The organism is Leisingera sp. NJS201, assembly GCF_004535885.1.
Lineage (GTDB): Bacteria > Pseudomonadota > Alphaproteobacteria > Rhodobacterales > Rhodobacteraceae > Leisingera.
The window spans coordinates 1,237,429-1,262,716 of record NZ_CP038234.1; the positions used below are offsets into that span (position 1 = coordinate 1,237,429).

Annotated in this window: 24 protein-coding genes, 1 tRNA gene and 1 riboswitch; of the genes, 16 read left to right on the forward strand and 9 right to left on the reverse strand. The window is 63.6% G+C overall.

Going from position 1 to position 25,288, the window contains the following annotated elements; all coding sequences use genetic code 11:
* Positions 1-62: 62 nt before the first annotated feature.
* Positions 63-740, forward strand: coding sequence for a hypothetical protein (locus ETW23_RS06120; protein ID WP_134829458.1), 678 nt, complete (start codon positions 63-65; stop codon positions 738-740).
* Positions 741-2,391: 1,651 nt separating this feature from the next.
* Here the strand turns inward: ETW23_RS06120 and ETW23_RS06125 are convergent.
* From ETW23_RS06125 to thiC, 8 genes are all read right to left on the reverse strand, one after another.
* Complete coding sequence (locus ETW23_RS06125; protein WP_134829462.1) at positions 2,392-3,750, reverse strand: amidase; 1,359 nt, start codon at positions 3,748-3,750, stop codon at positions 2,392-2,394.
* Between the two features lie 113 nt (positions 3,751-3,863).
* Positions 3,864-4,568, reverse strand: a complete 705-nt coding sequence (locus tag ETW23_RS06130; RefSeq protein WP_134829463.1) for a PfkB family carbohydrate kinase — start codon at positions 4,566-4,568, stop codon at positions 3,864-3,866.
* Positions 4,565-5,533, reverse strand: coding sequence for a HesA/MoeB/ThiF family protein (locus ETW23_RS06135; RefSeq protein ID WP_134829464.1), 969 nt, complete (start codon positions 5,531-5,533; stop codon positions 4,565-4,567). Before ETW23_RS06135 ends, ETW23_RS06130 begins: the two co-directional genes overlap by 4 nt.
* Positions 5,530-6,135, reverse strand: coding sequence for a thiamine phosphate synthase (locus tag ETW23_RS06140; RefSeq protein WP_134829465.1), 606 nt, complete (start codon positions 6,133-6,135; stop codon positions 5,530-5,532). The genes ETW23_RS06135 and ETW23_RS06140 overlap by 4 nt, the downstream gene beginning before the upstream one ends.
* Positions 6,135-6,902, reverse strand: a complete 768-nt coding sequence (locus ETW23_RS06145; RefSeq protein ID WP_134829466.1) for a thiazole synthase — start codon at positions 6,900-6,902, stop codon at positions 6,135-6,137. The genes ETW23_RS06140 and ETW23_RS06145 overlap by 1 nt, the downstream gene beginning before the upstream one ends.
* Position 6,903: 1 nt before the next feature.
* Complete coding sequence (gene thiS / locus ETW23_RS06150) at positions 6,904-7,101, reverse strand: sulfur carrier protein ThiS (RefSeq protein ID WP_134829467.1); 198 nt, start codon at positions 7,099-7,101, stop codon at positions 6,904-6,906.
* Positions 7,070-8,038: an FAD-dependent oxidoreductase gene (locus tag ETW23_RS06155; RefSeq protein ID WP_134829468.1), complete on the reverse strand. Its 969-nt coding sequence runs from the start codon at positions 8,036-8,038 to the stop codon at positions 7,070-7,072. Before ETW23_RS06155 ends, thiS begins: the two co-directional genes overlap by 32 nt.
* Entirely contained in the window at positions 8,035-9,855 is a 1,821-nt protein-coding gene (gene thiC, locus ETW23_RS06160) for a phosphomethylpyrimidine synthase ThiC (protein ID WP_134829469.1), read from the reverse strand. Before thiC ends, ETW23_RS06155 begins: the two co-directional genes overlap by 4 nt.
* A 134-nt stretch (positions 9,856-9,989) precedes the next feature.
* Positions 9,990-10,117, reverse strand: a riboswitch (TPP riboswitch).
* Positions 10,118-10,331: 214 nt separating this feature from the next.
* Here thiC and bioB point away from each other — a divergent pair.
* The 12 genes from bioB (at position 10,332) to ETW23_RS06220 (ending at position 22,771) form a co-directional block, all read left to right on the forward strand.
* Positions 10,332-11,309, forward strand: a complete 978-nt coding sequence (gene bioB / locus ETW23_RS06165; RefSeq protein ID WP_129371525.1) for a biotin synthase BioB — start codon at positions 10,332-10,334, stop codon at positions 11,307-11,309.
* Positions 11,309-12,448: an 8-amino-7-oxononanoate synthase gene (locus ETW23_RS06170; RefSeq protein WP_134829470.1), complete on the forward strand. Its 1,140-nt coding sequence runs from the start codon at positions 11,309-11,311 to the stop codon at positions 12,446-12,448. Before bioB ends, ETW23_RS06170 begins: the two co-directional genes overlap by 1 nt.
* On the forward strand, positions 12,445-13,071 hold the full coding sequence (gene bioD, locus ETW23_RS06175) for a dethiobiotin synthase (protein ID WP_134829471.1): 627 nt from the start codon (positions 12,445-12,447) through the stop codon (positions 13,069-13,071). Before ETW23_RS06170 ends, bioD begins: the two co-directional genes overlap by 4 nt.
* Entirely contained in the window at positions 13,068-14,366 is a 1,299-nt protein-coding gene (gene bioA, locus ETW23_RS06180; RefSeq protein ID WP_134829472.1) for an adenosylmethionine--8-amino-7-oxononanoate transaminase, read from the forward strand. The genes bioD and bioA overlap by 4 nt, the downstream gene beginning before the upstream one ends.
* 3 nt (positions 14,367-14,369) lie before the next feature.
* Positions 14,370-14,990 carry a pimeloyl-ACP methyl esterase BioG family protein gene (locus ETW23_RS06185; protein ID WP_134829473.1) on the forward strand — a complete coding sequence of 207 codons (621 nt, stop codon included), beginning with the start codon at positions 14,370-14,372 and terminating at the stop codon, positions 14,988-14,990.
* Positions 14,987-15,778, forward strand: a complete 792-nt coding sequence (locus ETW23_RS06190) for a methyltransferase domain-containing protein (protein WP_134829474.1) — start codon at positions 14,987-14,989, stop codon at positions 15,776-15,778. The genes ETW23_RS06185 and ETW23_RS06190 overlap by 4 nt, the downstream gene beginning before the upstream one ends.
* 183 nt (positions 15,779-15,961) lie before the next feature.
* Positions 15,962-16,930: an ABC transporter substrate-binding protein gene (locus ETW23_RS06195; RefSeq protein ID WP_134829475.1), complete on the forward strand. Its 969-nt coding sequence runs from the start codon at positions 15,962-15,964 to the stop codon at positions 16,928-16,930.
* 396 nt (positions 16,931-17,326) lie between these two features.
* The gene (locus ETW23_RS06200; protein ID WP_129371518.1) at positions 17,327-18,292 is read left to right on the forward strand and encodes an ABC transporter substrate-binding protein; all 966 of its coding nucleotides are present in this window, start codon (positions 17,327-17,329) and stop codon (positions 18,290-18,292) included.
* Between the two features lie 10 nt (positions 18,293-18,302).
* Positions 18,303-19,367 (forward strand): glycine betaine/L-proline ABC transporter ATP-binding protein, encoded by a 1,065-nt coding sequence (locus tag ETW23_RS06205; protein WP_254695159.1) that lies wholly within the window; start codon positions 18,303-18,305, stop codon positions 19,365-19,367.
* The gene (locus ETW23_RS06210) at positions 19,367-21,403 is read left to right on the forward strand and encodes a proline/glycine betaine ABC transporter permease (RefSeq protein WP_134829477.1); all 2,037 of its coding nucleotides are present in this window, start codon (positions 19,367-19,369) and stop codon (positions 21,401-21,403) included. The genes ETW23_RS06205 and ETW23_RS06210 overlap by 1 nt, the downstream gene beginning before the upstream one ends.
* 124 nt (positions 21,404-21,527) lie before the next feature.
* Positions 21,528-22,190, forward strand: coding sequence for an NnrU family protein (locus tag ETW23_RS06215; protein ID WP_134829478.1), 663 nt, complete (start codon positions 21,528-21,530; stop codon positions 22,188-22,190).
* 62 nt (positions 22,191-22,252) lie between these two features.
* On the forward strand, positions 22,253-22,771 hold the full coding sequence (locus ETW23_RS06220) for a DUF2478 domain-containing protein (RefSeq protein WP_129371514.1): 519 nt from the start codon (positions 22,253-22,255) through the stop codon (positions 22,769-22,771).
* 143 nt (positions 22,772-22,914) lie between these two features.
* On the opposite strand, the gene ETW23_RS25075 is transcribed toward ETW23_RS06220, so the two are convergent.
* Positions 22,915-22,998 (reverse strand) — tRNA-Tyr (locus tag ETW23_RS25075).
* Between the two features lie 120 nt (positions 22,999-23,118).
* Between ETW23_RS25075 and rlmB the strand changes: the two genes are divergently transcribed.
* The 3 genes from rlmB (at position 23,119) to ETW23_RS06235 (ending at position 25,134) form a co-directional block, all read left to right on the forward strand.
* Positions 23,119-23,895 carry a 23S rRNA (guanosine(2251)-2'-O)-methyltransferase RlmB gene (rlmB, locus tag ETW23_RS06225; RefSeq protein ID WP_129371513.1) on the forward strand — a complete coding sequence of 259 codons (777 nt, stop codon included), beginning with the start codon at positions 23,119-23,121 and terminating at the stop codon, positions 23,893-23,895.
* Between the two features lie 112 nt (positions 23,896-24,007).
* Entirely contained in the window at positions 24,008-24,457 is a 450-nt protein-coding gene (locus ETW23_RS06230) for a YHS domain-containing (seleno)protein (protein ID WP_254695160.1), read from the forward strand.
* Positions 24,458-24,663: 206 nt separating this feature from the next.
* The gene (locus tag ETW23_RS06235) at positions 24,664-25,134 is read left to right on the forward strand and encodes a CoA-binding protein (RefSeq protein WP_134829480.1); all 471 of its coding nucleotides are present in this window, start codon (positions 24,664-24,666) and stop codon (positions 25,132-25,134) included.
* The last annotated feature ends 154 nt before the right edge of the window (positions 25,135-25,288 follow it).

Here is a 25,288-nt window from a genome sequence, read left to right on the forward strand (position 1 = left end):
GACCAGGTCCGCGACGGCACGGGAATTCGCAGAACCCAACAACATTCTCGAAAGGCCCAGTCATGGACGTCATCAACTCGAATTTCGCTGAGATCAAAATCGGCCTGCTCACCCTCTACGCTGCAAGCGCTGAGGGTGGTCTTGTCTTTCTTGCCAGCAACCTTCTTGAGCAACTCCGCTTGAAGGAGCTGCCTGCTGGCGTAGAAGACTATTTCTGTGTTGTCGCAGACAAGGAAGGTCAGCTGCACCATGTGGTCTCCGAAGAAGGGTTCTACTGGCTGGCCTTCACCTCACGGGCAAAAGTTGCTCGCCAGTTCCAGAACTGGGTCCTTCACTGCGTGTTGCCTGCTGTTGTGATCGACCGTTTCTATGTTGCGGGAGAAGAGGATGGCGGCACTGCGTCGGATCTGGTCCTTGACCCAAAGGAAAGCTTCGGCGGCATTGCGGAGAAACATCAGCTGTGGCTGGCAGGGAGCGTCCTCCCTACGATCCGCGAGCAAGGTGATTTCTTCACTGACCTGAATGGGGCACTCCTAGAGCTGCCTGGCGCTACCATCAAGGAACTTAAACTGGATGCTGGATGGCGCACAAATGGAGGCCGCAAATTGGCTCGGTTCCGTCAACAAGCATCGCGCAAACGCTTCGGGCGGATCGCCAAGCAATTCCAGGAACTGCAGGTTACTGAAGACATGCCATACATGATAATCATGGCCGTAGAGGCTTGGGAACTTCACCGCTAATAGCAAGACGCCGCTGGCGTATGGCCCTGAACAAGTTGAGCGGCAGCCTCATGCCGTTCACCCTGAACATGAAGCAATATCCGTGTCGGAGACCATCTTGATGGAGGTCTTCCCACGCAGTGGTAGCTGGTGATTCCGGCATCAGCACTACTAGCGCTTCTCCTATATTTATACTGATGACGCTTTTCTGGCTGTCATCGCCTCCGCGCACATCATGTCGAGCTGCTCTGCAGGACTAGCCAAGCTGGTCCCAGCGGAGAGCTTCTGCTGTTGCGTGAAGTCAACCCCTACACAACCAAGCATGACATCCCCCATCACATCAACCTGCCCGGTGTGTGGTCGAGCGTTCGCCTATCGCAGCAACAAGCGCGTCTGCTCCGCTACGTGTCGAAAAGCACAACACCGAAAGAAATACAGGCAAGAAATCCCCGCCAATGCGGCCTACAGCCCTAGCGTTCGGCGCGAGCAAGCTGAGGTCTTTGATCTGGCGATGCGTCTCGCTGAGACCCTCTATTCCCTGCCACCTTCCAGGCGGCTTGGCTACATAGAAGGGCTGGTCCAGATGGCCCGAAACGGTGAGCACCCCAAACTGCGCAAGGTCCTGACGAACCCTCATCTCGTCAAACCGAACCCCGTCGAGAAGCACCTTTTCTGGCGGCGAAGCCATGCCTACTGCACCATCGCCCAGGCCGCCAACAGATACTGCCTCAGCTCCCCTTGGGGCGCATCGGTGCAAGATGTTGTTCGCGGAGGAACCCCCGATCCACCGACGGGTGAAGTCTTCGAACACGTCCTTCAAGCCGCCTAGACAAGTTGGAATACTTCAAGGGTCAGAAATCTGAGCGGCCCACACATATATGCGCAACTGTGGTTTCCCCCCTATGGGGTGACCGCGCTCACCGCAGGGCCAGCGAGATTGGTCGAAGGATCACAGATAAGAGGGAGACAGAACCGTAGACCACAGCGTAGACCACGCCGCGCCTGTTGACCTGCACCCGCAACCTCGGATAGCCCTTGTTTCGCTGGGGCTACCGGCTGAAGCAGTGCCTGTAACGGGAACACAACATCCGTGTGGGGGCACCATCTTTTCAAAGGCTTAGGTGTGACGTTGTAGATTGCTCTTAGGGCCATTGAACTTGACCTATGCCGGCTTCGACCAAAGACCGACAAAATTCGTCTTAGGCACTCGGAGCAGCACCTTCAGTTAGAAGGCTGGTGTTTACCTGAACCGTGGCTGACAGAGCCGCTGAGCCATCCGAGACAAGGTTGCGGCGGCGCATGCCGATGTGTTGCGGCGTCAGGCCTGTTTGCAGGCTGCGCTGTTCAATTTCGGGCTTCTTACGGAAGGGCTGGATCATGACTTGCGTACCTCGCTTGCCAGCAAGGCCCCAGCACTGGAAACGACCGTAAGATCACCGGTGATATCGCCCTGGCACTTGGCTGCGGTTTGGGGGGTGAATCCGGCTTGACCCTCCGACAGGAAGTCACCGGTGAGCACGATGGCCAGGAGGTTGTTTTAGACTTCGGTTACCGCCCATTTCTCTTTCACTGCGGCCTGTGTGAACGGCCGCTGTTCCCTCAGACAAGGCAGCGTGAAATTTGCCGTGATTGCAATGAAACGGCTTGCCCTCCTGCATTTATTGCCAGTGGCTCAGGTCCGGCCCGAACGTTCAATACTGCGGGCGAATTGCAGCAGCCGCGCATCCGAGCCCTTGGGGCCGGTGATATGCAGCCCGGCAGGCATTCCGTCCGACGAGGTGCCAAAGGGGATCGAAATGGAAGGCAGCTCCAGCGGCGGGGTAAGCGTCACGGTGCGCCAGTCTTCGGTCAGTTCGCCGTCACGCAGGCCGGCAGAGAAGGGCATCCCCGTGGCCGTGGGCCAGAGGGCAAAGTCGTAGCGCTCGAAAAAGCTGGTGACATCCGCCCAAACCGCGGCGCGGGTCTTCTGGTAGGCGATCAGCTCGGCCAGGCTGCGTCCTTCGGCCTGGGCGCAGGCGGTGCGGAAACTCTCGCCTGCCAGTGCCATGTCCGGCTGCAGCTGCGTTTGGATCTGCAGCGCGCATTGGCCGCGGATGATACCGCCATGCGCCAAAAGCGGCGCCAGACCGGGGGCGTCCGCCGCGACCTGCCAGCCGAGGCCCCGGCACAGAGCCTCCGCCGGGGCAATTGCTGCCTGCACCGACGCGTCAACGCAGGCGCCAAAAGGGGACAGCGACAGGGCAACCCTGCCTGCGCTGCGGGGCGGCGCCTCTTCCAGGCCGGCAAGCCGCGGCAGGTCCTGCCAGAAGCCCAGCGGCTGGCGGGGTGTATTGCCCTGCATGGCTTCCAGCATCAGCACCAGATCGCGCACGCTCCGCGCCATCGGACTGGGCACCGACAGCCCGTCAAACGGCGCCGGGTTCGGGTCATAGGGGATAAGGCCCGGGGTCGGCCGGTAGCCCACGACACCGCACCAGGCGGCGGGGGTGCGGGTGCTGCCGCCCAGATCCGAGCCATCGGCCAGCGCCACCATGTTTGCCGCCAGCGCCGCCGCCGCGCCGCCGGAGCTGCCGGCCACTGTCTTTTCCGGGTTCAGCGGGTTGCGGGTGGTGCCGGCCAGCAGATTGCTGGTCTGGCCGGAAAAGGTGAACTCAGGCGTGTTGCTTTTGCCGGTGATCACTGCGCCTGCCGCGCGCAGGCGGGCTACGTGATGGGCATCATAACCCGGCACATGGGCTTCAAAGCTCCTGGACCCCCAGGTGGTGCGCAAGCCCTTGGTCTCAAAGCAATCCTTGATGGCAACCGGCAGGCCGTGCAGCGGACCGGCAAATGCGCCCGATGCCGCCATCGCGTCCAGTTCTGCGGCGCGCGCCTCTGCCGCGTCCCAGTCCAGGGTGACAAAGGCGTTGACAGTGCTGTTGCGCGCCTCGGTCTGCGCCTTATGCGCGGCCAGAACCTCGCGGGCACTCAGGCTGCGGCTGCGCAGCCTGGCGGCCATGTCCTCGGCGGTAAGGGCGGTGATGTCGGTCATGCGGCTGGTTTCCGGTGCTGGCAGTTAAGGCACGCTTGCCAGACTAAAAAACTGTGTCCGGCGGCTCCGTTCCGAACCAGCCGCAAAACCGTCTGTCAGCGACCTGCCAGGCTTCAGCGGCCAAGCCAGCGGCGGACGGCGGCTTTGCCCAGGCGGCAGGCCTCCGGCAGAGTCTCTCCCCTGGCCAGGCAGCAGGCGATTGCGGTGGCCAGGCTGCATCCCGTGCCGCGTTTGGAACCCGGCAGCCGCGCCGCGGCAAAAGGTGTTACCGAGCCACCGGCGGTAAACAGCACATCAGTGCTTTCAGCTCCGGTGCCATGGCCGCCCTTGACCAGCACCGCCTGCACCCCCTGTGCCAGCAGCTGCGCCGCCTGCGTCTCGATGCTGCCGGCTGAGCCGGAAAGCACTTCCAGCTCTGCCAGGTTCGGGGTGACTAAGGCCGCCCGCTGCAGCAATGCGCCAAAGCCGTCTGCCGCCATCAGCCTGCCGCCGGAACTTGCTTTCAGAACCGGATCCAGCACGATAGGCATCTCCCGGGGCAGGGCCGCGTCAACCGCGCTGGCCGCTGCGGCAGACCCCAGCATTCCGATCTTGGCTGCCGCGGGTGCAGGCAATGCGGCCAAAGCTGCCTGCGCCTGGTCTGCAACGGCTTGCGGCGTGCAGGGGTGAATGGCCAGGACCGCCGCATCGGTCTGCACCGTCACAGCCGTCACCACCGGGCGCAGCGTCACCCCGAACTCTGCAGCCATGGCTGTATCGCGGGTGAGGCCGGCGCCGCCGCTGCTGTCGGTTCCGCCAATCGCCAGGATCGCGGTCATGCGCTGCCGCCAGCCGCCAGCAGGGCGAGGTCGCCAAAGCCCGCAGCCTTCAGATCCGAGGCCGCGCCCCAGGCGCGCAGGCCGGTGCGGCAGCACAGCACGATACGCCCCTTGCGCGGCAGCTCTGCCGCCAGCAGATCGGCGCGGGCAATCCGGCGGGCCTGGAACGCCGGCAATCCGGGCGCCTCAGCGGCATCGCGCAGTTCGATCACCGTATCCGCCGCAGTGATATGCGAGGCCGCGACAAAGGGCAGGGCGTCCGCCGGTTCTTCCGCCTCATCAAAGCAGAAGCTGCTGACCTGCAGGTCCTGGAGCCGGAAAACAAACAACTGTCCCCGCGGGGACGGCTGGTGATCCAGCAGGGACTTCAGTGCCAGCTGTGCCTGAAGCGCACCGATCATGCCAACGGCCGGCCCCATCACGCCTGCAGTTGCACAGGTCGCCGCCTGCGCGGGCAGGTCCGGGAATACAGCACGCAAGGATGGCCCGCCGCCGCAAAATCCCCCGGCATAGCCCGACTGCCCCAGCGCCGAGGCCGAGATTAGCATCTTGCCCTGCGCCCGGCATGTATCCGAAAGGATATAGGACACCGCAAAACTATCCGCCGCATCCACCACCAGATCCGCCGCATCCACCATCGCGGCCGCATTGGCCGCATCCAGGCAGTCAACCCGCGCTGTCACGTGCAGAGACGGATTGGCTGCCAGCAAGTGCCGCCGGGCGGCCGCTGCCTTGGGCTGGCCAAGGTCGCCCATAGTATAAAGGACCTGTCGGTGCAGGTTGCTTTCTTCCACCTTATCGCCGTCCATCACGGTGATGCACCCCACGCCTGCGCCGCCGAGATACTGCAGCACCGGACTGCCGAGACCCCCGGCGCCCACAATCAGAACGTGCGATCGGGCCAGCCGTTCCTGCCCCGCGGCACCGACCTCCGGCAGGATCATCTGGCGGGCGTAGCGGCTCATGCTGCCGCCTTGCGCCGGCAGGCCGCCACCCATTCGCGGGTGCGCGCTTCGGGATCATCAGCCAGTTGGATGTCTGTCACCACCGCAGCGCTGTCCGCACCGGCAGCAAACACCCCGGGCAACCGCTCGGGCGTCAGGCCGCCAATCGCCACCAGCGGCGTATCCCCGGCCATCTGTTTCCAGCGCGTCACCCGCTCCAGCCCCTGCGGGTCCCACTTCATCTTCTTCAGCAGCGTCGGATAAACCGGCCCCAGCGCCACATATTCCGGCCCCAACGACAGCGCGCGCTCCAGCTCGCTTTCGTCATGGGTGGACAGGCCAATGCGGACGCCCTTGCGGCGCAGCGCAGCGAAATCCGCCGTGTCCATGTCTTCCTGCCCCAGGTGCACAAAGTTGCAGTTCAGATCCAGCGCTGCCTGCCAATAGTCATTCACCACCAGCTGCGTGTCATGCACTGCGCAGAAATCCCGCGCCCGGGCAATCTGGCGCTGCACCTCAGTCTCAGGTTCGTCCTTGATGCGCAGTTGCACCAGCTTGGCCCCTTGGGGCACCAGCAGTTCCAGGCGGCCGACGTGGCCTGTGATCAGGTAGAAACGTTCCATCAGGCAAACTCCGCCAAGCCAAGTACAGGGGTTGAGGGCACCGCCATGTCACGCCGCTCCATCGGGTCGGCCTCATAGCCCGCGCGCCCGGCCTCAATTGCCAGCGCCATGGCCGCGGCCATCGCTGCCGGGCCGCCGGCCTTGGCCACGGCTGTATTCAGCAGCACCGCATCCATGCCCAGCTCCATCGCCTGTGCCGCATCCGAGGGCCGCCCGATGCCGGCATCCACAATCAGCGGCACGCCGGGAAAATGCGCCCGCATCGCCCGCAAGGCATCCGGGTTGCGCAACCCCTGGCCCGAGCCGATCGGCGCCCCCCAGGGCATCAGAACCTCGCAACCCGCCGCCAGCAACCGCTCGCCCACCACCAGATCATCGGTGGTGTAGGGAAAGACCTGAAAGCCCTCATTGCTCAGGATCCGCGCTGCCTCAACCAGCCCGAATACGTCCGGCTGCAGGGTGTCGGAATGGCCGATCACCTCCAGCTTTATCCATGGGGTATCAAACAGCTCCCGCGCCATATGCGCCGTGGTCACCGCCTCCTGCACCGAATGGCAGCCGGCAGTGTTGGGCAGGATCCGGCAGCCGGTTTCGCGCAAGGTCTCCCAAAACCCGGCGCCCGTGCCATCAGCGGTTTCGCGGCGCAAGCTGACGGTGATGATCCCGGTGCCGCTGGATTTCACGGCCTCCGCCAGCACGGCAGGCGAAGGGTATTGCGCAGTGCCCAGCAGCAGGCGTGAACCAATCTCTGTTCCGTAGAATTGCATCTCAGCCTCCTTGCATCGGTGCCAGGACTTCCAGTTGGTCGCCCTCAGTCAGCTGTACGCTGTCCCGGTTGCTGCGGGGCACAAAACGGCCGTTCAGCGCGGTCGCAACCGAGGAGCAGGCAAAGCCCAGCTCATGCAGCGCAGACTGGAGGTCGGTTGCGGATACGTCATGCGGTCTGGCGTTCACGATGATTTTCATCTGTGGTCTCCGGTAACAGTTGGTCCGCGGCTTGCTGCGCCATTGCGGGCGCCAGCAGAAAGCCGTGGCGGTAAAGCCCGTTGAGGTAGAGCGTGCCGTCCTGTTCGATCAGCCGCGGCAGGTTGTCGGGATAGGCCGGGCGCAGGCCTGCGCCGGTCTCTGCCACGCTGGCCTCGGCGAATGCGGGGTGCAGGGTAAAGGCGGCATTCAGCAGTTCGCTGAGTGAGCGCAGGGTGATGGCCCGGTCCGAGCTGCTTTCGATCATGGTGCCGCCGATCATGAAATGCCCGTCCCCGCGGGGCACAAGATACAGTGGCATCCGCGGGTGCAGCAGCCGCAGGGTGCGGCTGATCTGCACCTCGGGGCAATGCAGGATCGCCATCTCGCCGCGCACCGGGCGCAGGCCGGGCAGCGGGGCGGCGATGCCGGTGCAATCCAGCGTGACGCCGGCCGGGGCAGGGGTGCCATAGCGGATGTCCACCCCCATCGCCTGTACCTTGGCGCTGAGGTCCCGCAAGGCGCGGCGCGGATCCAGGTGGGCCTCGCCATCAAAGAACAATCCTTGCGAAAACCGCCCCTCCAGCGCGGGCTCCAGCCCGGTGATCTCTGCCCCGTCAACCCCCCGGTGGCCTGTGGTGCGGCGGGCAAAACGGGTAAGTTCTGCCCGGTCCCGGGCCGGCGCCACCACCAGCGTGCCGCGCCTGTGCACCGGGGTGACCCTGGCCCACCAGCCGAAGGCGCGGCTGCCGAGAGTTATCACTTGCTCCTCGGCGCTTTCGCGTTCGCACCAGGGCGCCAGCATGCCGCCGGCAAAGCGCGCGACGCTGCTGTCCCCGGGGGTATTCCCCCGTTCATAGACCGTGACCTTGGCCCCGCGCTGCGCCAGCTCATAGGCGCAGGCGAGGCCGGCAAGGCCTGCGCCTGCGATGGTGATCATTCCGCCGGTTCCGCCGCTTTCCCAGCTTCGTCGGGCGCAGGCACATACAGCTCGCCGCCCTCGCGGAACTTGGCGGCCATCGCCTCCATGCCTTCCTTCTGCGCCTCGGCGCGGATGTCATGGCTGATCCGCATCGAGCAGAACTTGGGCCCGCACATGGAGCAGAAATGCGCCACCTTATGCGCCTCTTTCGGCAGGGTCTGGTCGTGGAACTCGCGCGCGGTGTCCGGGTCCAGAGACAGGTTGAACTGGTCCTCCCAGCGGAATTCGAACCGCGCGCGTGACAGCGCATCATCGCGGCGCTGCGCACCCGGCAGACCCTTGGCGAGATCGGCCGCATGGGCGGCGATCTTATAGGTGATCACACCCACCTTGACGTCGTCGCGGTCGGGCAGGCCGAGGTGTTCTTTGGGCGTCACGTAGCACAGCATCGCACAGCCGAACCAGCCGATCATGGCGGCACCGATGCCGCTGGTGATGTGGTCATAGCCCGGCGCAATGTCGGTGGTCAGCGGCCCAAGCGTGTAGAACGGCGCCTCGTGGCAGCATTCCAGCTGCTTGTCCATGTTCTCCTTGATCTTGTGCATGGCGACATGGCCCGGCCCTTCGATCATCACCTGGCAATCCTTGGCCCAGGCGATCTTGGTCAGCTCGCCCAGGGTCTCCAGCTCGGCAAACTGCGCTTCGTCATTGGCATCAGCGATGGAGCCGGGGCGCAACCCGTCACCCAGCGAGAAGGACACATCATACTGGCGGCAGATGTCGCAGATTTCCTCGAAATGCTCGTACAGGAACGACTCCTTGTGGTGATGCAGGCACCACTTGGCCATGATCGAGCCGCCGCGCGAGACGATCCCCGTTACCCGTTCCACGGTCATCGGCACCATGTGCAGCCGCACGCCTGCGTGGATGGTGAAGTAATCGACGCCTTGCTCTGCCTGCTCAATCAGGGTGTCGCGGAACACTTCCCAGGTCAGGTCTTCGGCGATGCCGTTCACCTTCTCCAGCGCCTGATACATCGGCACGGTGCCGATTGGCACAGGGCTGTTGCGGATGATCCATTCGCGGGTGTTGTGGATGTTGCGGCCCGTCGACAGATCCATCACCGTGTCAGCGCCCCAGCGGATCGACCAGACCAGTTTGTCCACTTCTTCCTCCATCGAGGACGTGACGGCAGAGGTGCCCATATTTGCGTTGATCTTGACCAGGAAATTGCGCCCGATGATCATCGGCTCGATTTCCGGGTGGTTGATGTTGGCGGGGATGATGGCGCGGCCGGCGGCGATTTCATCGCGGACAAACTCCGGCGTCACGTAATCGGGGATATTGGCACCAAAGTCGTTGCCATCGCGGTGGCAAGGGGACAATTTGCGCAGCTGGTTTTCGCGGATGGCGATGAATTCCATCTCGGGCGTGATGATCCCGGCGCGGGCATAGGCCAGCTGGGTCACCGCCTTGCCGTCCTTGGCGCGCAGCGGAGCGGGTTTCACCGGGAATTCGGGCGTCAGCCGATCGCCCGCGACAAAGCCGTTGTCCGCAGGTGTCACATCGCGGCCCTGGTATTCCTCAACGTCGCCGCGCGCCTCGATCCAGTCGCGGCGCAACTGCGGCAGGCCCTGGCGGATGTCGGTCAGAACATCCGGGTCGGTATAGGGGCCGGAGCTGTCATAGACCGGCAGCGGTGCCTCGCCCGCCGTGGGGTGGGTGGCGATTTCCCGCATCGGCACGCGGATGTCCTTATGGACTTCGCCTGCGACATAGATCTTGCGCGACGCGGGCAGGGCGCCCGTGGTGATCTTGGGGTTGGGGACGTTCATTTTGGTGCTCCTCAAAGCCGAAAACTCAGAAAAGACACCAGATGAGTTTTGGCTGGGAAACCGGCAGGCAAAAGAGGCCTGCTTTACCGGAATGCGCCTGTTTCAAACGGCTGTCCCCGCGGGGACACGGGGACAAAAGGCGCGTCCTTGCTTCCTACGCCAGTATCAACTGGGTCAGGTTCAAAGGGTCGCGCCGCCGGCCCGGGTTGCCCGCACCTTGACGCCTCTCAGTCCCTTGGGCGGGACTCCCCTGCGTGGCTTTAGGGGTATGGGAGGCATAGGGTTCGCGTCAACCGGAATCTTTGTAGATTATTTTTTGGCATTAAAATCAGATTGATACTGGCGCTATGGACGCAAAAGCGGGTCAAATCGCTGCAGCGCAGCTTTGATGCTTGATCGAGGGTGGTGAAATTATCTATAAAAATCCGCAACGCCATCCGCGTATGGCCAACTGGTATACGAGAACAGGAGACAGCATGCTGGACGCTGCACCCATCCGCACCGACTGGACCCGCGAAGAAGCGGAAGCGATTTACAACAAGCCTTTCATGGACTTGCTGTTTCAGGCGCACTCTGTGCACCGGCAGTATTTCGATCCCAATCAGGTGCAGAAATCCAAGCTTCTCAGCATCAAGACCGGCGGCTGCGCCGAGGATTGCGCCTATTGCTCGCAGTCGGCCCGCAACGGCGCGCAGCTGTCGGCCTCCAAGCTGATCGAAGTGCAGCGGGTGATTGCCGAAGCCAGGAAAGCCAAGGAAGGCGGCGCCACGCGCTATTGCATGGGGGCGGCCTGGCGCTCGCCCAAGGACCGCGACATGGCCGCACTTGAGGCGATGGTGCAGGGGGTCAAGGATCTTGGGATGGAGACCTGCATGACCTTGGGCATGCTGGAGGAAGACCAGGTGTTCCGTCTGCGCGATGCCGGGCTGGATTATTACAACCACAACATCGACACGTCGGAGCGGTATTACTCCGAGATCATCACCACCCGCACCTTTGCCGACCGGATCGACACCCTGAACCGGGTGCGCGAAGCGGGCATCAAAGTCTGCTCCGGCGGCATCGTCGGCATGGGCGAGCAGCAGCTGGACCGCATCGACATGATGCTGGCGCTGGCGACGCTGGAGGTGCATCCCGACTCGGTGCCCGTGAACATGCTGATCCCGATTGCCGACACGCCGCTGGCGGATGTGGAAAAGCTGGACCCGATCGAATTCGTCCGTTCGGTGGCGCTGGCCCGCATTCTGATGCCGAAATCGCATGTGCGCCTGTCCGCAGGCCGCACCGACATGTCGGACGAGATGCAGGCGATGTGCTTCTTTGCCGGGGCCAACTCGATCTTTGTGGGTGACACGCTGCTGACCGCCGACAACCCGGAAGAGGACAAAGACCAGCAGCTGTTCGACCGTCTGGGCATCACCGCAATGGCGGTGGGATGTGACGGCAGCCGCTGATGGCGGGGGCCTTCCCGAGGCATGAGACATCGTTGGAAGCGCTGCGCAATCGCGGGCGTTACCGGCAGCTGATGCCGCGGGTCGGGCATGACTTTGCCTCCAACGACTATCTTGGGCTGGCGGGCAGCGATGTGCTGCGCGCTGCCGCCGCAGACGCGCTGGCGCGCGGTGTGCCGGTCGGGGCAGGCGGTTCGCGCCTGCTGCGCGGCAATGACGCAGAGCATCAGCAGTTGGAAGCTGAGGCGGCGGCGTTCTTTGGAACCGAGGCGGCGCTGTTCATGGGTGGCGGCTTCACTGCCAATCAGGCGATCTTTTCGACCCTGCCGCAGCAGGGCGATCTGGTGCTTTATGATGCGTTGATCCATGCCAGCACCCATGACGGGATGCGGCTGGGCCGGGCAGAGACCCGCAGCTTTGCCCATGGCGATGCGGAAGACGCTTCCCGGGTGCTGACGGACTGGCGCGCTGCTGGTGGCACCGGCCAGGTCTGGGTCGCGGTTGAGGCGGTCTACTCCATGGATGGCGACCTGGCGCCGCTGGATGCGCTGATGGCGCTGTGTGATGCGGACGGCGCGGTGCTGGTGGTGGATGAGGCGCATTCCACAGGTGTGTTCGGTGATCTGGGCCGCGGGCTGGCACACGGCATTGCCCACCGGCCAAACGTCCTGAGCCTGCACACCTGCGGCAAGGCGCTGGGTGCTTCCGGCGCTTTGATCTGCGGCCAGAAGGTGCTGACCGAGACGCTGATCAACAAGGCGCGCGGCTTTATCTTTGCGACCGCTCCGTCGCCCTTGAATGCGGCTTTGGTGCGGGCAGCTTTGCAGGAACTGCAGCAGAACACGGGCCGCCGCGAACAAGCGTGGCAGGGGATCACCCATGCCCAAGGCGAGGCCAAACGCCTCTGCGGGCTGGACGGTTTCCAAAGCCAGATCCTGCCGGTGGTGATCGGTGACGACAAGCGCACCATGGAGCTGGCCGCCGCGATGCAAACCCGCGGCTATGACATTCGCGGTATCCGCCCGCCGACGGTGCCGCGCGGCACCTCGCGGCTGCGGTTGTCAATCACGCTGAACACGGGGGCAGAGGTCGCCACCCGGATGTTCCAAGACCTCGCCCGGGAAATGGAGACAAACCCATGAGCGCGCTGATCGTCACCGGAACAGATACCGGCATCGGCAAGACCATCTTCTCGGCCGGCCTGGTGCAGGCGCTGGGCGCCACCTATTGGAAGCCGGTGCAATCGGGGCTGGAGGAGGAGACCGACAGCCAGATTGTTGCGCGCTTGTCAGGCCGCCCGGCGCTGCCTGAAGGGTATCTTCTGCAACTGCCAGCCTCGCCGCATCTGTCGGCAGAGGCTGAGGGCGTGGAGATCGACCCGGACGCGTTGCCCCTGCCTGAGGCCGATGGCGTGCTGGTCGCCGAAGGCGCCGGCGGTCTGATGGTGCCGCTGAACCGTGAGGTTCTGTATCTCGACCTGTTTGCCCGCTGGCGCGCGCCGGTGATCCTCTGTGCGCGGACCCAGCTGGGCACGATCAACCACACGCTGTTGTCGCTGAAGGCGCTGCGCGATGCGGGCTGCTCGGTGGTGGGCGTGGCCTTTATCGGCGATGCGGAGCCTGGGGTGGAAGAAACCATCTGCCAGTTCGGTCAGGTGGCGCATCTGGGCCGTCTGCCGGTACTGGGCGAGCTGACCTCTGACGCTTTGGCCGTGGCCTTTCAGGCCAGTATCCGGGTAGACCTGATCACGGAGGCTTTGGTATGAGCGCATCCGGCCTCACCCAGCTGGAATTCGACCAGCAGCACCTCTGGCATCCCTATACCAATGTGGCCAAACCCGGTCCGACTTTTGTGGTGAAGGAAAGCGAGGGCGTCCACATCACGCTCGACGATGGCACCCGGCTGATCGACGCTATGTCCTCGTGGTGGTGCATGATGCATGGCCACAGGCACCCGGCGATCACATCGGCCATCCACGACCAGCTCGACACCCTGCCGCATGTGATGTTCGGCGGGCTGACGCACGATCCGGCCATCGACCTGGGCCGCAAGCTGCTGGAGATCACGCCCGACAGCCTGACGCGGATCTTCTACTGCGACAGCGGCTCGGTCTCGGTTGAGGTGGCGATGAAGATGGCGGTGCAGTACCAGCACGCCATTGGCCAGCCCGCGCGCAAGGAGTTCGCCACCATCCGCTCCGGCTATCACGGCGACACCTGGAAGGCGATGAGCGTCTGCGACCCGGACACCGGTATGCACCACCTGTTCCAGGGCGCGCTGAGCGTGCAGCATTTCGTCTCCCGCCCGCCCATCCGCATTCATGAGGACTGGATCGACGATCCGGCGCAGAACGGCCTGGGCGAGCTGCGGGCAGTGCTGGAAGCCAATGCGCAGAAGATCGCCGCCTTTATTCTGGAGCCCGTGGTGCAGGGCACCGGCGGCATGTATTTCTATCACCCGGAATACCTGAACCAGGCCCGTGCCTTGTGCGATGAACTGGGCATCCTGCTGATTTTTGATGAGATCGCGACTGGTTTCGGCCGTACCGGCGAACTGCTTGCAACCGGGTTCTGCGAAGTGGAACCGGATATCATCTGTCTCGGCAAGGGGCTGACCGGCGGCCATATCTCCTTTGCCTGCACCATGACGAACGACCGCGTCGCCGAGGGTGTGGGCGGCGGCAACCCGGGTATTTTCATGCATGGGCCGACCTATATGGCCAATCCTCTGGCCTGTGCGGCGGCCAAGGCCTCGCTGGATCTGCTGACCGGGCAGGACTGGCGTGGCACGGTCTCGGGGATTGCAGAGCAGATGCAGTCAGAACTGGCACCGGTGCGCGATCTGCCCAATGTGGCGGATGTGCGGGTTCTGGGCGCCATTGGCGTCATCGAGATGAAACACGCGGTGTCCGCGGATGAGGCCCACGCCCGTGCCCATGATATGGGCGTGTTCCTGCGTCCCTTTGGCAAGAACATCTATACCATGCCGCCGTTCATCACGTCCCCGGATCAGCTGAGCCGGATCACCGCGGGCATGCTGCGGCTGGCGCGGGAGCTGTAAGCAATGGAGTTCCGCTGGATCAAGCAGAACAATGCAGCCGAGGCCATCGTGGTCTTCGGCGGCTGGGCTGTGGGGCCGGAGGTGTTCTGGCATCTGGACGGTCCGCAGGACATTCTGTTTGCCGGCGATTATACCGATTTGAACGCAGAGCTGCCGGATCTGTCCGGTTACAGCCGGGTCAGCGTCTTGGCCTGGTCCTTTGGTGTGGCTTCTTATGCCCACTGGCAGCAGGGACGGGCGGATGTGGTGTTCCAGCGCAAGGCGGCGGTGAACGGCAGCCTGCAGCCGGTGAACCGCGGCGCCGGTATTCCTCCTGCGGTCTTCCGCAGAACAATGGAAACGCTGAGCCTGGAAAGCTACCAGGACTTTCTGACCCGTGTATTCGGTGCCCCGCAAGAGGCAGAACCGCTGGATGTGCCTGCGCGCCGGGCTGAGCTGCTGGCGGTAGAGCAGCGCGGCGACGCGCCGCAGATGCGCTTTGACAAGGTCTGGATCAGCTCCGGCGACAAGATCTTTCCGCCCGCCAATCTGGCACGCGCCTGGGCGGGGCAGAACGTGACACAGATCGACGCGCCGCACGCCCCCTTTGGCCGCTTCTCGCAGTGGGAGGAGCTGTTCCAGTGAAAGACACGCTGCCGCCTCAGCTGGATCAGACCCGCGTGCGCCAAAGCTTCCGCCGCGGGCTGAACAGCTATCACGGCACCGCCTCTGTGCAGGCGGATATTGCGGCGCAGCTTGCAGGTCTGCTGCAAGCGCAGGGCGCGCCCCGCCGGTTCGGGGCGGTATTGGAGTTCGGCTGCGGCACCGGTCATCTGACCCGGCACCTGCTGCAGCGGTTCACGGCCGGCAGCCTGTTGCTGAATGACCTGGTGCCAGAGGCGGCGCAGGTGCTGCAGGCACTGGGCAGCGCAGCCCCGGCGCAGTCCCGGTTTGAGGGCGGCCCGGTCGAGGCCCTGCCGCTGCCGCAGCAGCTGGACCTGATTGCCTCAGCCTCGACCGTGCAGTGGATCCCGGATCTGCCGGCCTTGTCCGCCCGGCTGGCGGCGCGGCTGAAGCCCGGCGGCTGGCTGGCGCTGTCCGGCTTTGGCCGGGGCCAGTTCCGCGAACTGGCGGCGCTGGGGTCATCCGCCGCGGCGCCCAGCTACCTGGATGCCGGGGAGTGGCCGTCCGTGCTGCCGCAAGACCTGGAGATTCTGGCCATCGAGCAACGCCCTGCCGTGCTGGAATTCGATACCGCGCTGGAGCTGCTGAAACACCTGCGCCTGACCGGTGTCAACGGCCACGCCCAGCAAAGCTGGAGCCGCAGGCGGCTGCAGGACTTTGAAAGTGCTTACCGGCAGCGTTTCGGCAGTGGCGGCAAACTGCCGCTGACCTATGATCCGGTCCTGCTGGTGGCGCGCAAGACCGGCTGACCGGTCATAGCGGCTGACGTGCGCAGTCCGCACTTGAGGCAAGTTTTAGGTTTTTTACCAGCCAAAGCACTGCCGCATCCGGCCGCGTATTAATCTTTGTCAACTCCCGCCTGCTATGCCGGAACCAGAGCCGTGCCCGGGGGCGCGGAACTTGGAAATACTGGCAGTACGGGAGTGACGCCAATGAAATTCAAAGCGTTTGCCGCCGCTTTGGCGGCGCTGGCGGTTTCGGGGGCCGCCGAAGCAGCCGATATGGGGGATACCGGAACGTCGATCCGGCTGTCCCTGAACAACTGGACCGGCCAGCAACTGTCGACCTATATCGCGGGCGGCATGCTGGAGGAAGCGGGCTATTCCGTCGAATACGTCGAAGCCGATCAGGGCATTATGTATGACGACATCGCCAGCGGCGACGTGCATGCAATGGTGGAAATCTGGACCAGCAGCACCCCGGCGGATTACTTTGCGGCCCGCGATGAAGGCAGTGTGGAGGAGCTGGGCGACTTGGGCCTGGATGCCCGCAACGGCGTGGTGTTCCCGCCCTATGTGGCGCAGATGTGCCCGGGCCTGCCCAACTGGGAAGCCCTGCGCGATTGTGCGGGCATCTTTTCCAAAGACGGCAAGGGCAAGCGCGGCATTTACCTGGCTTACCCGGCCTCATGGGGCTCGCCCGGGGCGGACCGGATCCGGGCGCTGGATCTGCCGTTTGACGTGGTTGCGGCTGAATCCGAGGCGGCGATGATCGAGGAGTTTCAGAAAGCCTACAAGGAAAAACGCCCGGTTATCTCGACCTTCTGGGCGCCGCATTGGGCAATGTCGTCCTATGCGCTGCAGTTTGTACGCCTGCCAAAGCCGGAACCGGCCTGTTACACCGATCCCTCCTGGGGGCCGAACCCCAAGGCCACCGGCGACTGCGATTTTGCCCGCGGCGGGGTGATGAAGGCGGCCTGGAAGGGCCTGAAAGACCGCTGGCCCGCAGCCTACGAGATCCTGAAGAACTATCAGCTGAGCATTTGGGACCAGCAGCCGCTGATCGGCCTGGTGGATGTCCGCGGCGAAACCGTGCAGGGCGCCGCCCGCGGCTGGCTTGCGGTGAACCGGGCCAAATGGATGCCCGTTATCGAGGAAGCCACCGGCAAAGGCCGATCCTGACCCGCAAGGTCCGGGTTTCGATTTCGGCGCTCCCGCCCCAGGCGGGGGCGCTGTCTTTGCGTGAGGGGCAGGTCTTGAAGCCGGGGTCCCGGCCGCGCTATGCCGGGTGCGGGCGTTTGCCGCGCGGGGCAGGGTGATTCCGGAACTTGTCCGATTGGACAGAAACTTGAACCATCAATCAAAATTTTTCACAGTTTATGCCGCAATCGCTCGACAAACAGTCGTAATATGTTCCAATACTTGCATTATCCCCGGCCACACTTGGACCATGGGTGCTTGCTGACAAGAACAAGACCAGCCGCAAGGCCAGGCAGACGCCATGAACCGCCGGGTTCCAAAAAGGACGCGCCAAGCCGGACAATCGGCGGCGCAAGAACACTGACAGGGAGTAGAATAATGAACTTCAAAGGATATGCGCTGGCGCTGAGCGCCGCATCAATGACGGTTGCCGCGGGCTTTGCTTCGGCGGCGGAACTTGGTGATACCAGCAAACCGATCAAGCTGGCTGTGAACGAATGGACCGGCCAGCATGTGACCACCCATATTGCCGCCGGGATGCTGAAGGCCGCGGGCTATGAGGTGGAATTTGTCTCGGCCGGGATGATGAACCAGTTCCAGGCGATTGCTGACGGCGACATCCACGCGACGCTGGAAATCTGGTCCTCGAACGTCTCGGATGAATACGCCAAGAAGATCGACGAGGGCACTGTTGTTGAACTCGGCGATCTGGAGCTGAACGCGCGCGAAGGCATCGCCTATCCGGCCCATGTGGCCGAGCTGTGTCCCGGCCTGCCGGCCTGGGAGGCGCTGAAGGACTGCGCGATGCAGTTCGCCACCGCGGAAACACTGCCCAATGGCCGCCTGGTGGATTACCCCGCCGACTGGGGCACGCCGGGCGCCGACCGTATGACCGGGCTGGACCTGCCGTTCAAGGCGGTGCCTGCGGGTTCCGAGGCCGCATTGATTGTCGAACTGCGCGCCGCGACCGAGCGCAAGACACCGCTGCTGGTCACCTTCTGGCAGCCGCATTGGGCGATGTCGGCTTATGATGTGCAATTCGTCGACCTGCCTGCGGGTGAGGAGGCCTGTTTCTCGGATCCGGCCTGGGGTCCGAACCCGAATGCGGTGAATGACTGCGACTTCTCGCCCTCGCGCATCTTCAAAGCAGCCTGGTCCGGCACTGAAGAAACCTGGCCCGCTGCCTATGAGATCTTGTCGAACTACACTCTGGCAGTGGAAGACCAGCAGCCGATGATGGGCGCGGTCGATGTGGACGGCGGCAAGGTCGAGGAAGTTGTCGCCGAATGGATGGCCGAAAACGAGGGCAAATGGCGCCCGGTTGTCGACGCCGCCATCAAGTGAGCCGCGCCCAGTGAGTGGCTCTGAAACTGGCACGAACACGCCGGCCATCACCTGCCAGAATGTCTGGCAGGTGTTTGGCAATGACGCAGGCAGGGCCTTGAAAGAGGTGCTGGCAAACCATCACTCGCCGCATGACGCCGCCGGAGAGCTGCGCCGCAAGGGGTTGATCCCGGCGGTTCAGAATGTGTCCTTCCAAGTCCAGGAGGGCGAGCTGTTTGTGATCATGGGGCTTTCGGGGTCCGGCAAATCAACCCTGATCCGCTGCATTTCGCATCTGCTGCACGCAACCGGCGGCGAAATCCGCATCGACGGCGAAAATATCGTTGAGGCCAGCCCCAAACGGCTGATCGAACTGCGCCGCAAGAAGCTGGGCATGGTGTTCCAGCATTTCGGCCTGTTCCCGCATATGACGGTGGCCGAAAACGTCGCCTATCCCTTGCGGGTGCAGGGGGTGAAGAAAAAGCAACGTCAGGCCAAGGCGGAAGAGGTGATCAATCTGGTCGGCCTGCGCGGACGTGAAAACCATTATCCGCGCGAACTGTCCGGCGGCCAGCGCCAGCGTGTCGGCATTGCCCGCTCATTGGTGGCGGATTGCTCGGTCTGGTTCCTGGACGAGCCGTTCTCGGCGCTGGACCCGCTGATCCGGCGGCAGCTGCAGGATGAGTTTCTTGAAATTCAGGCCAAGCTGAAAACCACCATCGTCTTTATCACCCATGACATCAACGAGGCGCTGAAACTGGCCGACCGTATCGCCATTATGCGGGACGGCAGGATTGTGCAGATCGGCACCCCCGCCGATATCGTGCTGCGTCCGGCGGATGATTACGTGCGCGAGTTCTCCAAGGATGTGGCCAAGGGCCGGCACGCCCGTGTGGCCTCGGTGATGGAGACCGGCGCGGAGCTGGCCTATGGCGCCGATGATCCCGGCCTGCGCCAGGACATGACGTTGGACGCGGCCCTGGCGCGCTGCATGGAAATGTACGAGCCGGTGCCGGTGCGCTCTCCCGAAGGCAACGTGGTTGGGGTAGTGAACCCGGCAAATCTGGCGGCGGCGCTGCAGGTGGAGCAGGGGTAATGGCGGTTCTGACAAAAGGATCCGTGGCGGCGCTGATCGCGGCGGCGGCGGGCGCCCTGTGCCTTCTGCTGGAAAGCAGCCTGCCGTGGCTGGTTAAATTCCCTGCCGCCTGGATGCTGCCCGCAACCGATTGGGCCGGCGCGGTGATGGAGTGGCTGCTGGCGCTGATCAAACCCACTGCGCGTGGTTTTTCGGTGCTGATGTTCTATCCGATGGAAGCGGCGAATTATGTGCTGAGCAACACGCCCTGGCCGCTGGTCATCTGCGCCACCACGGCGCTGGCCTGGATCCTAGGCGGGGTGCGGATGGCGCTGATGGCCCTTGTGGGTCTCGGGTTTGTGCTGGCGTCGGGGTACTGGCCCGAAAGCATGAACACGCTGGCGCTGGTCGCTGTATCAGTACCGCTGGCGCTGATCATCGGCGGCGGCATCGGCATCCTGGCCAATGAATACCCGCGCGTCCGCAAACCGGTGCAGGCGCTGCTGGACATCATGCAGACGGTGCCGACCTTTGCCTATCTTACGCCCTTGCTGGTGCTGTTCGGCTTTGGCCCGGTTGTCGGCCTCATCGCCTCGGCCATCTATGCCGCGCCGCCAATGGCGCGCAATGTGCTTTTGGGACTGGAGCGGGTCGAGCCGGAGATCAAAGAGGCTGCCATCATGGCCGGCGGCACCCGGCTGCAGCAGCTGTTTCAATGCGAGATCCCCTCGGCCGGGCAGCAGATCATGGTGGGCGTCAATCAATGCCTGATGGCGGCGCTGTCGATGGTGATTATCGCAGCAGTAATCGGCGGCTTTGACGACATCGGATGGGAGGTCCTCTTGACCATGCGCAAGGCGCAGTTCGGTCAAAGCCTGCTGGCCGGCTCGGTGATTGTGGTCTTTGCTATCCTAATCGACCGGATGAGCGGCACCCTGACCGAAGAGCGGCGCGAAAAGCATGATCCGCGCATCGCCTGGGGCATTCTGGCCGTGGGCGCCGCAGCCAGCGCCGTGTTTTGGGGCTACATTCAGCAACCCGGCGCCTATGCGCTGTTCAACCCGGTCGCGGACAGCGTCGACAGGGGGCTGTCGGCCTTTACCACTGCCAATGCCGATGCGCTGACAGCGTTCAAAAACAACGTGCTGTTCTACGTGCTGCTGCCGTTGCGGATCGGGCTGGATCAGGCGGTGCTGCCCTTCACCTGGGGTTTCTCCTGGACCCCGGCGATGAGCCTGGGGGTGTTTGCGGCGGGTGCGGCTGCCGGTCTGGTCTTTGCATTGCGCGGGCAGGTGGCGCTGGGCGTGATGCTGCTGATTGCCGTCGGCATGCTGGAGACGGGTATTTCGCAGCTGCCCTGGCCCTTTGTGCTGATCGGTGCAGGCGCGCTGGCCTGGGTTGCCGGCGGGCGCGGTCTGGCCATCATGACGGTTTTACTGCTGGGCACCATTCTGGTCTCCGGCCTGTGGGAACGGGCGTTGCTGTCGCTGTATTTGTCGGGTGCGGCTGTCTTTGCCTGCGCGATAATGGGCGGCGCGATCGGGCTTGCCTCGGCGGTGTCGCCCGGTCTCTGGCGGCTGGTGCGGCCCATCTGCGACATGCTGCAGACGATCCCGCTGTTTGTCTTCCTGATCCCGGTGCTGATGGTGTTCCAGATCGGCGAGTTCTCGGCCTTCCTGGCGATTATTGCCTATGCCATCGTGCCGATGATCCGCTACACCCGGCACGGGCTGGTCTCGACACCAGAGGAGATGATAGAAGCCGCAACAGCCTCAGGTGCCACCACATGGCAGATGCTCAAGGATATCCGGGCGCCTTATGCGGCGCCGTCGATCCTGCTGGGTCTGAACCAGACCATCCTCTATGCCTTTGCAATGCTGGTGATTGCGGCGCTGATCGGCACCACCGGCCTGGGCCAGTCGATCTATCTGGCGCTGGGGCAGGCGGATGTGGGGCTTGGCATCTCCGCCGGGGCGGCGATGGCGATCCTCGCCTTGATCGCCGACCGCATGGTGCAGGGCTTTGCCGAGGAGAGGCGCAAGGCGCTGGGGCTGTAAGCCAGGCTGCCGCGAAGTGAGAAGGGCGCCCCAGCGGCGCCCTTTTTTGATCTGGGGCAACGTTCTGCGCTGTCCGCCCGCCTATAGCTGCATGACAGACTGATCTAAAGCAGGAGAGACCCCGATGGGCTGGCTAGAATTCACCGCCGCGCTGATGCTGTTTCTGGCCAGCCACGCAATCCCGGTGCGCCCGCCGGTGCGGCCCTGGCTGGTGGGCCGCCTGGGCCAGCGCGGCTACATCATCGCCTACAGCCTGCTGTCGCTGGCAATCCTGGCCTGGCTGGTCGTGGCGGCGGCACGGGCGCCTTATGTCGGCGTGCTGCCCTATTGGGACATCTTCCGCTGGGCGCCGCTTCTGCTGATGCCGCTGGCCTGCCTGCTGGCGGTGGCGGGCATGATGCGGCAGAACCCGTTCAGCTTTGGCGGCCTGGGGCTGCGGGCCTTTGATCCGGCTGATCCCGGCATTCTGGGTGTCAGCCGCCACCCTTTGCTTGCGGCCATGGCGCTCTGGGCCGGGGCGCATCTGCTGGCCAATGGCGATTTGGCACATGTGATCCTGTTTGGCCTGTTTGGCGGCTTTGCCTGGACCGGCATGGCATTGATCGACCGGCGCACACAGCGGCGGATGGGGCAGGGCGAATGGACCCGCCTCAGCCGCAATACCGCGCGGCTGAACCTGGCCCGCCTGCGCCCCTCTGCGGCTGAGGCCGGGCTGGCGGGCGCGGTGTTTCTGGCCCTGCTGATCCTGCACACCCCGGTCATCGGCTACAGCCCGTTGCCGTGGTAGGGGTTGACCCCGCCCGCTGCATGACCACCTATGAACTGAGACGAGACTGGAGAGAATGACCGATGCACCTGGCCTATGTGATGACCCAAGAACGCGGTGCCACTGACCGTTTGCTGAGCGAGCTTGCCGAACGGCTGCAGGCCAAGGGCATCCGCCTGGCCGGCATCGTGCAGACCAATGTCGAATGCTACGACAAGGAACTGTGCGACATGGATGTGCGGGTGCTGCCTTCAGGCGAAACCATCCGGATTTCGCAATCCCTGGGCGCGGGCGCCCGCGGCTGCCGCCTGAACCCGGAAGCGTTGGAACAGGCGGTCGGGCAGGTCTCTGCCACGCTGCAAACGGACCCGGCACCGCAGCTGATGATCGTCAATAAATTCGGCAAGCACGAGGCCGACGGGCGCGGCATGCGGCCCATAATCGGCGAGGCGCTGGCATTGGGCATTCCGGTGATTTCCGGCGTAAACCAGATGAATGTGGAGCCGTTCCAGACCTTTGCCGACGGTATGGCCGTGGAGGCAGGACCGGATCTGGACGCGCTGGTTGCCTGGGCGGAACAGGCCGTTTCTGAAACCGCCTGACTGGCGCATTCCCATTTCAAATCAAACGGAAAGCCCGCGAACTTCACGCGGGTTTTTTGCTGCGCCGGACAGCACAGGAGCGGCGCGCAGCCCATCCGGTCTGCAGCTGAGCCACCATCGTCCGGTCTGAATAGAAGAGAAGATGGTGGGCGACCCTGGAATCGAACCAGGCGTGCGTCTCCGCGAGGGAGTTACAGTCCCCTGCCACACCTTGCGGCCTGTCGCCCACTGTCAGTTGCATGTTGCACCTGATGTGGAGGCGTGATTACAAGCAGGCCAAAGGGGCGTCAACCGGAAAAACGCAAGTTTTCAGCACGCCTTGAAAATTCTTTCTGCCGGAGAGCAAAATGACCAAGAAGCCCAAATGGGTCGTCGCAAAAGAACAGTCCAAAAAGGCCGCCTCGGCAGAAACCGTGTGGCTGTTCGGGCTGCATGCGGTGCGCGATGCGCTGATGAATCCCCAGCGCGAGAAACTGCGCCTGATGGTGACCATGAACGCCGAAGTGAAACTGGCGGACGCCATCGCAGCCTCGGGCGTCGAGGCCGAGGTGATCGACCCGCGCAAGTTCAACCCTCCGATTGACGCACAGTCGGTGCATCAGGGTGCCGCACTGGAAGTGAAGCCCTTGAACTGGGGCGGGCTGGCCGACAATTGCATCGGCCGCGAGGCGCCGCGGGTGCTGTTGCTGGACCGGGTGACGGATCCGCATAACGTCGGCGCCATCCTGCGCTCGGCCGAGGTGCTGGGCGCCAGTGCGGTAATCGGCACCCGCCACCATTCGGCACCGGAAACCGGGGCGCTGGCCAAGACCGCCAGCGGCGCGCTGGAACGCCAGCCCTATCTGCGGATGCGCAACCTTGCTGATACCATCGCTGAACTGCAGAACATGGGCTTTGTCGTACTGGGCCTGGACGGCGAGGCGGAGGACACCATTGAGACCGCACTGGACGGCAAAAAGCACCTGCCGGTAGCACTGGTTCTGGGCGCCGAAGGCCCGGGCCTGCGCCAGAAGACCAAAGAAACTGTTGACGGGCTGGTTAAGATTGACGCCGCGGGCGGTTTTGGCTCGCTCAATGTCTCCAATGCAGCGGCCATCGCGCTTTACGCCTCCATCGCCCGGTAGGGCCGCGGTGCCGGCCGTCACGGGCTGATCACATCTGCGTATGCCGTCTTTGCAAGAGCACGGCGGTGCGGCAGAGTCGGAAGTCTGTTGCAAGAAGTGAATGGAGTGCAATGTGGCCTTGCGTCTGGTCCTGATGGCCGTTGCGGTGATGTTTGTGTCCCTGCCGGATAGGGCGCGGGCTGATGCTTCTGTTTTCTCTTCCCGTGCGGGCGTTGCTATCGGCGGGTATGATGCGGTTGCGTTTTTCGAACATGGCACGGCAGAACCCGGACGGCGCGGCCATGCGGTGATGTGGAAGGGCGTTGTCTGGCGGTTTGCATCAGCCCGCAATCAGGCGCAGTTCGAGGCCAATCCGCGGGCCTATGCGCCGGCCTTTGGCGGCTACTGCGCCTATGCGATGTCGCAGGGGCGGCTTCATGATGGAAACCCGCGAATCTGGGCCATCGTGGACGGAGAGCTGTTTCTTCTGAACAACCGCGGTGTCCACCATCTGTGGCAGGCGGACACCGTGCAGATGATTGCGGACGGCCGCGCGCATTGGCCTGCGGTTCTAAGGAAATAGCCTGTCACCTCACGATTGCGAGAGGTGCTCTTTTATTTTCCAGACTGTGGCCCATATTCAATAGGGACTGCGGAGTGGAACCACCGCAGATCTTTTTCACTGTCCCTCGTTCCATACCTAGCGCCCGGTTCGTCCGGGCGCTTTTTTGTTTGCCGGGCAGCGAATCCGGCTTTGCGAGAGCGGGCGCCGCAGCTAGGGTGCGGGCCATGACAGAATACAGCGATGAGCATCTGAAAACGATCCTGCAACGGACCAAAGTGGTGGCGGTGGTCGGCGTGTCGATGAACCCGGTGCGCCCCAGCTATTACGTTGCGCGCTATCTGGGGCTCAAGGGTTACCGGGTGATTCCGGTGAACCCCGGCCATGCAGGCAAGATGCTGTTTGGCGAAACGGTGCGGGCCAGTCTTTCTGAAATAGACGTCCCGGTGGACATGGTCGATATCTTCCGCCGCTCAGAGGCGGTGCCGCCCATTGCGGACGAGGCGCTGGAGGCATTTCCTGAGCTGCAAACCATCTGGATGCAGATTGGTGTGGAACATGCCGAAGCCGCCGCAACGGCTGAAGCACGCGGTGTCACGGTGATCCAGAACCGCTGTCCCAAGATCGAATACCAGCGCCTGTTCGGAGAGTTGCGTTTTGGCGGTTTCGCCACCGGGATCATATCCTCGAAGCTTTGAGGCGGCGGCGGGGCGGAGGTGCTCCCGCCCGTTCCGGCCGTCCTTTGGACAGCCTCCACGGTTGGGCGTAGCGCCGCTGCGCGGCGCAAGAAGAAGATTTTGCTGAGAGGCCCTGAAGGGCAAGTTTGCCCGTCAGGGCCTTATTGATTTTGTA

Excerpts from the sequence above, each read along its gene's own strand:
- ETW23_RS06120 (WP_134829458.1), top strand. The coding sequence starts at position 63 with ATGGACGTCATCAACTCGAATTTCGCTGAGATCAAAATCGGCCTGCTC.
- ETW23_RS06125 (WP_134829462.1), bottom strand. The coding sequence starts at position 3,750 with ATGACCGACATCACCGCCCTTACCGCCGAGGACATGGCCGCCAGGCTG.
- ETW23_RS06130 (WP_134829463.1), bottom strand. The coding sequence starts at position 4,568 with ATGACCGCGATCCTGGCGATTGGCGGAACCGACAGCAGCGGCGGCGCC.
- ETW23_RS06135 (WP_134829464.1), bottom strand. The coding sequence starts at position 5,533 with ATGAGCCGCTACGCCCGCCAGATGATCCTGCCGGAGGTCGGTGCCGCG.
- ETW23_RS06140 (WP_134829465.1), bottom strand. The coding sequence starts at position 6,135 with ATGGAACGTTTCTACCTGATCACAGGCCACGTCGGCCGCCTGGAACTG.
- ETW23_RS06145 (WP_134829466.1), bottom strand. The coding sequence starts at position 6,902 with ATGCAATTCTACGGAACAGAGATTGGTTCACGCCTGCTGCTGGGCACT.
- thiS (WP_134829467.1), bottom strand. The coding sequence starts at position 7,101 with ATGAAAATCATCGTGAACGCCAGACCGCATGACGTATCCGCAACCGAC.
- ETW23_RS06155 (WP_134829468.1), bottom strand. The coding sequence starts at position 8,038 with ATGATCACCATCGCAGGCGCAGGCCTTGCCGGCCTCGCCTGCGCCTAT.
- thiC (WP_134829469.1), bottom strand. The coding sequence starts at position 9,855 with ATGAACGTCCCCAACCCCAAGATCACCACGGGCGCCCTGCCCGCGTCG.
- bioB (WP_129371525.1), top strand. The coding sequence starts at position 10,332 with ATGCTGGACGCTGCACCCATCCGCACCGACTGGACCCGCGAAGAAGCG.
- ETW23_RS06170 (WP_134829470.1), top strand. The coding sequence starts at position 11,309 with ATGGCGGGGGCCTTCCCGAGGCATGAGACATCGTTGGAAGCGCTGCGC.
- bioD (WP_134829471.1), top strand. The coding sequence starts at position 12,445 with ATGAGCGCGCTGATCGTCACCGGAACAGATACCGGCATCGGCAAGACC.
- bioA (WP_134829472.1), top strand. The coding sequence starts at position 13,068 with ATGAGCGCATCCGGCCTCACCCAGCTGGAATTCGACCAGCAGCACCTC.
- ETW23_RS06185 (WP_134829473.1), top strand. The coding sequence starts at position 14,370 with ATGGAGTTCCGCTGGATCAAGCAGAACAATGCAGCCGAGGCCATCGTG.
- ETW23_RS06195 (WP_134829475.1), top strand. The coding sequence starts at position 15,962 with ATGAAATTCAAAGCGTTTGCCGCCGCTTTGGCGGCGCTGGCGGTTTCG.
- ETW23_RS06200 (WP_129371518.1), top strand. The coding sequence starts at position 17,327 with ATGAACTTCAAAGGATATGCGCTGGCGCTGAGCGCCGCATCAATGACG.
- ETW23_RS06210 (WP_134829477.1), top strand. The coding sequence starts at position 19,367 with ATGGCGGTTCTGACAAAAGGATCCGTGGCGGCGCTGATCGCGGCGGCG.
- ETW23_RS06215 (WP_134829478.1), top strand. The coding sequence starts at position 21,528 with ATGGGCTGGCTAGAATTCACCGCCGCGCTGATGCTGTTTCTGGCCAGC.
- ETW23_RS06220 (WP_129371514.1), top strand. The coding sequence starts at position 22,253 with ATGCACCTGGCCTATGTGATGACCCAAGAACGCGGTGCCACTGACCGT.
- rlmB (WP_129371513.1), top strand. The coding sequence starts at position 23,119 with ATGACCAAGAAGCCCAAATGGGTCGTCGCAAAAGAACAGTCCAAAAAG.
- ETW23_RS06235 (WP_134829480.1), top strand. The coding sequence starts at position 24,664 with ATGACAGAATACAGCGATGAGCATCTGAAAACGATCCTGCAACGGACC.